This window comes from Komagataeibacter intermedius TF2 (assembly GCF_000964425.1).
Classification (GTDB): domain Bacteria; phylum Pseudomonadota; class Alphaproteobacteria; order Acetobacterales; family Acetobacteraceae; genus Komagataeibacter; species Komagataeibacter intermedius.
The window spans coordinates 1-9,646 of sequence record NZ_BANF01000126.1; the positions used below are offsets into that span (position 1 = coordinate 1).

Consider the following 9,646-nt stretch of genomic DNA (forward strand, 5'->3'; position numbering starts at 1 on the left):
TGTTCTGTTCTGTTCTGTTCTGTTCTGTTCTGTTCTGTTCTGTTTCAGAGTATCAATTTCATAAATGAATTGAGGGAATGCCTGATAACCTCCCATGGCTGGAGCGAGATTCAAGTCAATGGCGTGATTGGTCACAAATGCTGAAAAACCTTTATCCCCGCCTAAGCCCGGAACGCATATGATCAGATTATCCGCTTTCGCATCAGGAAAAAGTCGAGGCATCTGATTTATATAATTGTTTATATTCTTGTCAAAGTAGAGATACTGTCTCTGAAATGGACGATAGAGAGATAGAACTATCCGCTTGCCATCAAATGATAACGGCACATTTTTTGTAAAGTCCTGACGCAAGGAACGTGACCAGCTAATTCTCGTCGGGTCTGACGTAACAAAACCGTCCAGTTGTTTTTCCCGCTCTTTGCGGTCTAACGACGGGAAAGCATCATTAAATCGCTGAAGTTCTCCCTCATAGGTAGAAATCATTGTTTTAATATTGCTTTCCAAAGCAGAACGGGAAGAGTTAAAACACCATGCATCGCGTGCGGTTTCAACTCCACGGGAAAATAGACAGAACAGCATAGGTCCTGCGTTCTTCTCTTTACTTCCAATAGCAATAAATTTCCTGAAGCTGTCATCCCGTTGCCGTAGCCAGTCTCCATGTTCGTCAGGCGTGATGATCTGCCACAGACCTTCGCCGGTCAGACTGTTGACGCTGGCCAGTTCCTGAATACGTTTCAGCTTCTGCTCACGAGTCAGATAATCCCCAATATCATAAAACAGGATACGGCCCTGTTTCTTCGCATTTGGATTCTTGACCATGAGGGAAATGGCAATCGGCGCCCGGCTTCCAGCATCGAATATTTTTCCGCCTTCCTTGCGTGATGTTTCCCCTGATGTCCGCTGGTTGCCCCGCAGATGAAACACATGGATGGAGGAAAATTCTTCGGCCAGACACTGGCGCAAGCCATTTGCCGTATTGGCATCCAGAAAGCCTGCGTTGGTCACGAAACCGATGACGCCACAATCCCCAATGCGGTCAGATGACCAGCGGATGGCGCGGATATAACTGTCATACAGGGCGCGCTTGTTCGTGGCCGTGGAACGTTCTGCATAGGTTTCCGCAATGCGGGCATCCAAGGTGGGATAGGCCACGTTCTGGTTGTTGTCGTTCCCGCTTTCCTGCCCCACTGAATAGGGCGGGTTTCCCATGATGACACGGATATCCAGCTTCTTCTGTTTACGGATACGCCGATTGTTGTCCTCCAGGGTTGAACTCACCAGATCATGCGGTTCGTTCAGCCTGAAGGTGTCAGTCAGACAGATACCCTCGAAGGGTTCATAGTTCCCGTCCATCAGGTCGGAAAACGTGGCCTCGATATTGATGGAAGCGATATAATAAGCCAGCAGGACGATTTCGTTAGCGTGGAGTTCCTGTCGGTATTTATGGAGCATCTGCTCCTTCGTAATCAACCCGCTCTGCAATAACCGGGTGATGAATGTACCCGTGCCCGTAAAGGGGTCCATGATATGGACACCCTTGCTTCCAAGGGTCTGACCGAACTCGCTTTCCAGCACGTCGTTGATGGAACGGATGATGAAATCCACCACCTCAATAGGCGTGTAGACAATACCCAGGCGGTCCTTCAGGCGTGGGAAGGCTTTTTGGAAAAAGCCGTCATACAGTTCCTTGATAACCTTCTGGCGACCATAGGACGTATCAATGCCCGAAGCCCGTTCACGCACGCTGGCATAGAAAGCCTCCAGCCTGTCCGTTTCCTTATGCAGGCTGTGCTTGTCCAGAGCATCCAGAACCGTCTGCATGGCTCTGGACATGGGGTTGTCGCCAATGAAGCTATGGCCAGCGAACAGGGCTTCGAACACGGGGCGGGTGATGAGATGCTGTGCCAGCATCTCGATGACTTCGTCCTCGCTGATGCTGTCGTTCAGTTCCGTTCGCAGGTCTGACGTGAATTCCTTGAACGAGGTCCGGGCTTCCACGTTGTTGGGATTCTCCAGAATGGTTTTGATGCGGGTGATGTGGGTCTGGGCAATCCGGGCGATATCATCGGCCCAGTCTTCCCAGTGATGACGGTTGCCGACCTTCTTGACGATTTTGGCATAGATAGCCCGTTCAATTTCCCCAACTTCAAATTGCAGGGTTTCCTGCCTGTCGTCGTTAGGGAATGAAGCCTTCTTTCCAATTTTGTAGGACGAATGGGCTTTCTGGGCTGTGCCTGTTGTCAGGGCCTTTGTCTTGGCCGTGATCTTCTTCGTGACCGCGATGACTTCCATGCGGGATGTGTCAGGTCTGGCCTGAAGATCCATCTTATTGACCATGTGATCAAAACGGTCATCGTGAGAACGCAGGGCCTGAAGCACCTGCCAGACCACCTGATAGGTCTTGTTGTTATCCAGAGCCTGGTCTGGCTCAACCCCAGCCGGGATAACTACGGGCAGTACGACATAGCCCCGCTTCTTGCCTGGTGCGACCCGCATCACACGGCCCACGGACTGGACCACATCCACCTGTGAATTCCTGGGGGTCAGGAACAGGACTGCATCCAGCGCCGGCACGTCCACCCCTTCCGACAAGCAACGGACATTGGACAGAACCCGACATATGCCTTCCGGGGTCTCGTCCTTCAGCCAGGCGAGTTTGCCTTCCTTTTCGCTGGCGTTCATCCCGCCATCGACGTGTTCGGCTTCGCATACCAGACGGGCTTCAGGTTCAATGTCTTCCTGTTCCTGATATTCCTCCACGACCTGCTGGAACATATCGGCAATCTGGATGGAACTGACCTTGGATGTCCTTCCCTTGTAGTCGGGAGAAATGACCTGGCAGAAGGCGACGGCCCGCTTCATCGGTTCGGGGATAGTTGTCCCTTCACGAGGCAATCCGCCCGTCGCCAGCGCCTTCCAGCATCCAACAATTTTGGAGGCATCGGAGACGGTCAGGCCGTTATCGGGGTCATCCAGAAGCTTCTGGACACTACGGCTGACGGTTCCCTCGTCAACCGCCAGCACGATGACCTTGTAGTCCACCAGCAGTTTGCGCCGAACGGCCTCGGAGAAGGTGATGACATGGAACTCTGGCCCGTAGATGGCCTCATTGTTCATGCCATAGACAATGGCCCCTTCCTTTTCGGCCTTTTCCCGCGCCACATCGCCGTAAATACGCGGGGTGGCAGTCATGTAGAGTCGGTGCCTGCCAGCCAGATAATCCTGGTTATGGACGCGGACGAAGGTGCTATCGTTTTCCTCACCCCCGAAAGTGACCCCTGTTGTCCTGTGCGCTTCATCGCAGACGATCAGATCGAACTCGGGGAAGTCATGCTCTTTCTGGGCACGGCTGATGACATCGATGGAATGATAGGTCGCAAACACGACCGTCATATGCGCGTCGTCATGCCGTTTGGTGTGTTCGGTCGCCAGACGGCCGGGACTGGTGGTTGCCGGGTAGCGGATTTCGTGGATGTTGACCTTAATCTCGTCGTCGTTCTTCGCCTTCTTTTTTCCCACGTCACTGTCGGAACAGACCGCGAAGCTGTGGAGCGGCACCTGACTTTCCTGGGTCCATTCGGTCAGGGTCTGGGACAGCAGGGACAGGCTGGGGACGAGGAACAGGACACGACCACCGGCCCCGACCTGCTGCTCCGCGATTTTCAGGCTGGTGAAAGTCTTGCCCGTCCCACAGGCCATGATCAGACGGCCACGGTTATGACTCTTGAATCCTGCCAGAACCCGGCTGATGGCGGTTTTCTGATGCTCGCGGGCTTTCTTCTGTGCCCGCAGGATAGGAGCAATCTTGGGCTGATATTGCGACCAGTCAATCAGGCTGGTTTCCAGGTCATACAGATCAATCTTGCTGACGGGCGGATGCTGGTTCGCAAGCGATGCCTCGGCATTGTCGGTCCAGTGGTTGGTCGTGGCGACAATGATACGTCGGGCAAAATGCTTTTTTCCCGAGGCGGTGAAAAAGCTGTCGATATCCTGCTTGCTGATACGGTGAGACGGGGCATAGAATTTGCACTGGATGGCATGGTATTCACCGGTGCCCCGCGTTCTGGCGACCAGATCGATGCCCGTGTCTTTCGCGACATAGCCTTCTTGGGTTGCCCAGTCCTTGTATGTCCATACCTGGTCATACAGGTCCGCGTAGCTCGGCTCTGTTCGCAGGTAGCAGACAATCAGTTCCTCGAAGTAGGTGCCTTTCTCGCGCTCTGTGACGGACAGATTTCTATAGGTATCAAGCAGTTGGGAAAGCGCGGACATAATCGGGCAAGCCTTTGGACGGTCTGAAAATCACGTCTGACCAGATTAACCCTTGCCATAGGGATGGGGAATAGGGCCTGCTGACAAAAGGTTTTTTCAGACTGACGTGGACATGATTCAACGCTGGTATTTGCGGAAATCTATGAATGCGTGGCGATCTGACGGACGAAGAAGGGGCGATCATTGGCGGCCTGCTGCCGCCTGAACGTGAGCGTTGGTCACGACCGGCACAGGATAACCATCTGTTTCTCAATGAAATGCTTTATGTCCTGCGTGTCGGTTGCCCATGGCGGAACATGCATGAGCGTTACGGAAAATAGAACTCCGTCTATGTCTGGTTTCGGCGGTGGGCTGAGTAAGGCGTCTGGCGCAAAAGGCGACATTTAATAATTACTTCCCACAGGAGCATTCGCGACCGTCAGGGCATTGTCGGGCAGAGGGCGCTGCAGTTGCAGCGCTTCGTCCAGAGGGGCATTCATCCAGAGATCCAATTCTCCCGGCCGGGTCAGGATGACCGGCATGGCTTTCGGATGAATGGTGCCGACTTCCCGATTGGCTGTGGTGGTCAGGAAGCCGAACAGGTCATCCGTTGTCTCGCCATCCGCCAGTTTTCGTACTGACGTCCACTGGCACCAGATCCCTGCAAAGAAAGCCAACGGCTCCCCATCGCTGCGGACAAACCAGACGGGCCTGCTGGTCCCATCTGGCAGGCGCTCCGGTTCGGAAAAGGCCGTGAGCGGCACCAGGCAGCGATGCGCCACACCTTCCCAGCGCTTCCACCAGGTCGAGGTCGGGTTGCGGATATTGGTCACACCCCGATCGACCCTGTGGCCTTTCAGGTAGTTCGGCGGCGTGGGCATGCCCCAACACGCCATGACCAGTTCACGCCCGTCCTGCGCGTTCCGCACGATGGGCGCCAGGGTGTTGGGCCAGATCTCGGGCAGGGGCCGGAGATTGCCGGTGCGGTCGGTCATGACCCGGGCCGCCTCCCGGATCGCCTGCTGGCTGCCGGTCATCGCATAGAGGTTGCACATCACGCCGTCCTTTCGCGAGTCCGGATATGGGTGTCCTGCCGGATGGTATCCACCCTGCACGAAGGGGGTGGCCGGACTGTTCCTGATAAACCCCTGTAATCCAGACAGTTTTCATCACGCCTGAATCGGTCGGCAGGCCTGTGCCCGCGCTCGGATCGCAACCGCTTTTCCAGAATGGGTTGACATTCGTCACCGTGCCAGAACAAATAACGAACACAATCGCTGATTCCGTGCCAGAAACACCCGAATGGACTGTCCGACCCCATGCCCGCACCCGAACCCCGTCCTGCGCTGGAGGCGCTGAGAGCTCAGGTCAGCCGCCTCGAAGGCCAGGGCCGACGCAGGCGGGGCGTGCTGCCCTTCGGCATGCCCGAGATTGACGGTCGTCTGCCAGATGGCGGCCTGGCTCTGGGCGCGCTGCATGAGGTGGCAGGCGGCGGCCATGACGCCCTGAATGCAGCAGCATCCGGGCTGTTTTCCGCCGGGATCGCAGCCCGGACACGGGGCAAGGTGCTGTGGATCGCCACCCGTCAGGACCTGTATGCCCCAGCACTGCAGCAGGTCGGGCTGTCGGCGCGACGGACCATCTATGTCGCGGCCAGTTCGGACGTCGATGTCCTGGCCTGTTTCGAGGAGGCATTGCGTCGTCAGGGGCTGGGCGCAGTCGTCGCCGAGGTGGGCCGCCTGTCCATGACCGCCTCGCGCCGCCTGCAGCTGGCGACCGAGACATCCGGCGCACTGGGCATCGCCATACGACGCTGGCGGCGACAGACGGATGCCGCCGATTTCGGCCAGCCCACCGCTTCGGTCACCCGGTGGCGGGTATCCGTCCTGCCATCCGTGCCGCTGCCGGTTCCCGGTGTCGGCCGGTCCCGCTGGCTGCTGGAACTGATCCGTGCCCGCGCGGGCGAATGCGCCGATTTCGAAGTGGAGGCCTGTGATGCCAAAGGGAGACTGGCACCGTGTCGTCTCGCTCTACCTGCCACTCTGGCCGACAGACCGGATCAGGAAGCGGCTGGGCACCGACGCGCCCGCGCCTGACCGCCCGCTGGCACTCGTCGGGCGGGAAGGGCGGCGACGGGTCGTGCTGTCGGTCGATCTCGCCGCCCGCAGGCTGGGCCTGCGTCCCGGCACGCCTGTCGCGAAAGCGCAGGCGCTCCATCCCGATCTGCTCATCATGGATGCCGACCCGGACGGTGACCGGGCTGGACTGGAGCGGCTGTCGCTGTGGTTCCAGCACCGCATCGCCCCCATCGTGGCTCCCGATCCGCCAGACGGCATCGTGCTGGATACGACCGGTGCCGATCACCTGCATGGGGGTGAGGCCGTCATGCTGGAGAACATGGTCTCGCGCCTGAAGGAGGCCGGGATCACGGCCCGGGCCGCGATTGCCGATACGTGGGGCGCCGCCCATGCGCTGGCGCGTTATGGCCGGGAACGCATCACCCTCGTGCCGCCTGGTGAGACGGCGGCAGCGATCACTGATCTACCCATCGAAGCCCTACGCCTGCCAGCGGATATCATTGATGGCCTCCATGGGCTGGGCGTGTCACGCATCGGTCCTCTGGCCGGCATGCCGCGCGCGCCGCTGACCCTGCGCTTCGGCCCGGATGTCGCCCGCAGGCTGGACCAGGCTTTCGGGCGGCAGGCGGAAGCCATTGTCCCGGTCCGGCTGCAGGCGCCGGTGCAGGTCAGCCGGAATTTTGCCGAACCGATCAGCGCAGCCGAGACCATTGCCCGCTACATCACCAAACTCGTGCCGCCCCTGTGCGCCGGGTTGGAGGAACGCGAGCAGGGCGTGCGCCGCCTCGACCTGCTGCTGCACCGGGTGGACAGCCGAACCGAGGCCGTCCGTGTGGCTACGGCCATGCCGGTGCGGGACGTCAGACGCCTGACCCGTCTGCTCTGTGACAGGATCGAGACCATCGATCCGGGCTTCGGGATCGAGCGCATGGTGCTGACCGCGTCGCTGGCCGAGCCGATCCTGCACCGCCAGGGTGTCTCCGCCCTGATCGAGGAAGAAGAGGCCGACGTCTCCGACCTGATCGATACCCTGGCCAACCGCGTCGGCACGCAGGCCCTGTATCGCTTCGCCCCGGTGGAAAGCGACGTGCCCGAGCGGGCCGTCTGCCGCGTGCCCGCCCTTGCACCCGAGGACGGAAGGGACTGGCCTGATCACTGGCCGCGCCCTACGCGCCTGCTGCCCCGTCCCGAGCCGATCCAGACCATGGCGGTGCTGCCCGACCATCCGCCGGTCTTCTTCATCTGGCGCGGCATCCGCCGCCGGATCAGATGCGCCGATGGCCCCGAGCGCGTGTTTGGCGAATGGTGGAAAGGGGATGCCGAACTGACCACCGTGCGGGACTATTTCCGGGTGGAAGACACCAGCGGAGAGACATTCTGGGTTTACCGGACCGGGGATGGCGAACATGGCGAGACCGGTTCGCAGGGCTGGTTCCTGCACGGTCTCTTTGAATGAGCGTGGCATACGCCGAACTGCAGGTGACGAGTTATTTCTCGTTCCTGCGCGGTGCGTCCTCACCGATTGAACTGTTCGAACAGGCGAAGGCCCTTGGCATTGAAGCGCTGGGCATCTGTGACCGCAATTCCCTGGCAGGCATGGTGCAGGCCCATGTGGCCGCGAAAGAGACCGGTATCCGCCTGGTCGTGGGCTGCCGTCTCGACCTTGCCGATTTCGCGCCCGTTCTGGTCTATCCGACGGATCGGGCCGCCTATGGTCGCCTGTGCCGGCTGCTGAGCCTTGGCAAGGCGCGGGTCGGGAAGGGGAAATGCCGTCTGCTCTGGGAGGATCTGGTGGCATGGGGCGAGGGCCTCCTTGTGATCCTGCTCCCGGATACGGCGGATGATGCCTGCGCCCTGCATCTGCGCAAGCTGAAGGATGCCTTTGCCGACCGGGCCTATATGGCACTGACCCTGCGGCGCCGGCCCAATGACCAGATGCGGCTGTATGAACTGGCGAACCTCGCCCAACAGGCGCGCGTGCCAGCGGTCGTGACCAATGACGTGCTGTTCCACACCCATGACCGGCGCATCCTGCAGGATGTGGTGACCTGCATCCGCAACCACACCACCATCGACGAGGCCGGGTTTGCCCGTGAGCGCCATGCGGACCGCTACCTCAAGCCGCCCGCGGAAATGGCCCGACTGTTCAGTCGCTATCCCGAAGCGATCGACCGGACCCGTGAGATCGTGGCCCGTTGCCGCTTCAGCCTTGATGACCTGGCCTACCAGTATCCCGATGAGGTCTCCGTCCCGGGCCAGTCACCGCAGCAGGCGCTGGAAGCCCTGACCTGGGAAGGGGCGGCAGCGGCCTATCCCGAAGGCATTCCACCCGAGGTCAGGAAAACCCTCAGCCATGAACTCGCCCTGATCGGGCGCATGGATTACGCGCCATATTTCCTCACCGTGCATAGTATCGTCCGCCATGCCCGATCACAGGGCATTTTGTGCCAGGGGCGGGGATCGGCGGCCAATTCTGCTGTCTGCTACGTGCTGGGCATTACCGCCATCGATCCGGCACGGACATCGCTGCTGTTTGAGCGGTTCGTCTCTGAAGAGCGCCGCGAGCCGCCCGATATCGATGTTGATTTCGAACACGCGCGCCGGGAGCAGGTGATCCAGTGGATTTATGGTCATTATGGCCGCAACCACGCTGCCCTTACAGCTGTAGTCACACGTTATCGCGCCAAGGGCGCCCTACGCGATGTCGGCAAGGTCATGGGCCTGCCCGAAGACCTGATCTGCACCCTGTCGGGCCAGATCTGGGGCTGGGGGCGCAAGCTGGATGAGGGCGTGCTGAATGAAACGGGGATCGACCTGTCCGACCGGCGGATCCGGCTGACGCTGGATCTGGCGCGCTGCCTGATCGGCGTGCCGCGCCACCTGTCGCAGCATCCCGGCGGGTTTGTCCTGACCCGTGACCGGCTGGATGAACTGGTACCGATCGAACCGGCGGCCATGGATGGTCGCCAGATCATCGAATGGGACAAGGACGATATCGACGTCCTGAAATTCATGAAGGTCGATGTGCTGGCCCTGGGCATGCTGACCTGCATGAAGAAGGGGCTGGACCTTCTGGCTGAACACAAGGGGCAGCATTACACGCTGCAGACCATCCCGGCCGAGGATCCGCGGACCTACGCCATGATCCGGAAGGCGGACACGATCGGGGTGTTCCAGATCGAATCCCGCGCCCAGATGTCCATGCTGCCGCGTCTCAGGCCCCGGGTGTTCTATGATCTGGTGATCGAGGTGGCCATTGTCCGGCCCGGTCCCATCCAGATGGGGTGGACGGCCTCCATGCGACATCAATGTGCCAT

General features: G+C 59.6%; 6 protein-coding genes. 4 read left to right on the forward strand and 2 right to left on the reverse strand.

Going from position 1 to position 9,646, the window contains the following annotated elements:
- Positions 1-4,272, reverse strand: a 4,272-nt coding sequence (locus B7449_RS13635) for a DEAD/DEAH box helicase (RefSeq protein WP_159108155.1), incomplete at its 3' end; no start/stop codon positions are given.
- 146 nt (positions 4,273-4,418) lie between these two features.
- Between B7449_RS13635 and B7449_RS13640 the strand changes: the two genes are divergently transcribed.
- On the forward strand, positions 4,419-4,592 hold the full coding sequence (locus tag B7449_RS13640) for an IS5/IS1182 family transposase (protein ID WP_007396361.1): 174 nt from the start codon (positions 4,419-4,421) through the stop codon (positions 4,590-4,592).
- 63 nt (positions 4,593-4,655) lie between these two features.
- On the opposite strand, the gene B7449_RS13645 is transcribed toward B7449_RS13640, so the two are convergent.
- Positions 4,656-5,306 (reverse strand): SOS response-associated peptidase, encoded by a 651-nt coding sequence (locus B7449_RS13645; protein ID WP_034931775.1) that lies wholly within the window; start codon positions 5,304-5,306, stop codon positions 4,656-4,658.
- 264 nt (positions 5,307-5,570) lie between these two features.
- Here B7449_RS13645 and B7449_RS13650 point away from each other — a divergent pair, with 264 nt between their 5' ends.
- The 3 genes from B7449_RS13650 to B7449_RS13660 form a co-directional block, all read left to right on the forward strand.
- A complete protein-coding gene (locus B7449_RS13650; protein ID WP_048883711.1) occupies positions 5,571-6,347 on the forward strand; it encodes an ImuA family protein in 777 nt (258 codons plus the stop codon).
- The gene (locus B7449_RS13655) at positions 6,247-7,785 is read left to right on the forward strand and encodes a Y-family DNA polymerase (protein ID WP_264996589.1); all 1,539 of its coding nucleotides are present in this window, start codon (positions 6,247-6,249) and stop codon (positions 7,783-7,785) included. Before B7449_RS13650 ends, B7449_RS13655 begins: the two co-directional genes overlap by 101 nt.
- Positions 7,782-9,646: PHP domain-containing protein (locus B7449_RS13660; protein WP_048883713.1), on the forward strand; the 1,865-nt coding region annotated here is incomplete at its 3' end. The genes B7449_RS13655 and B7449_RS13660, both read left to right, overlap by 4 nt.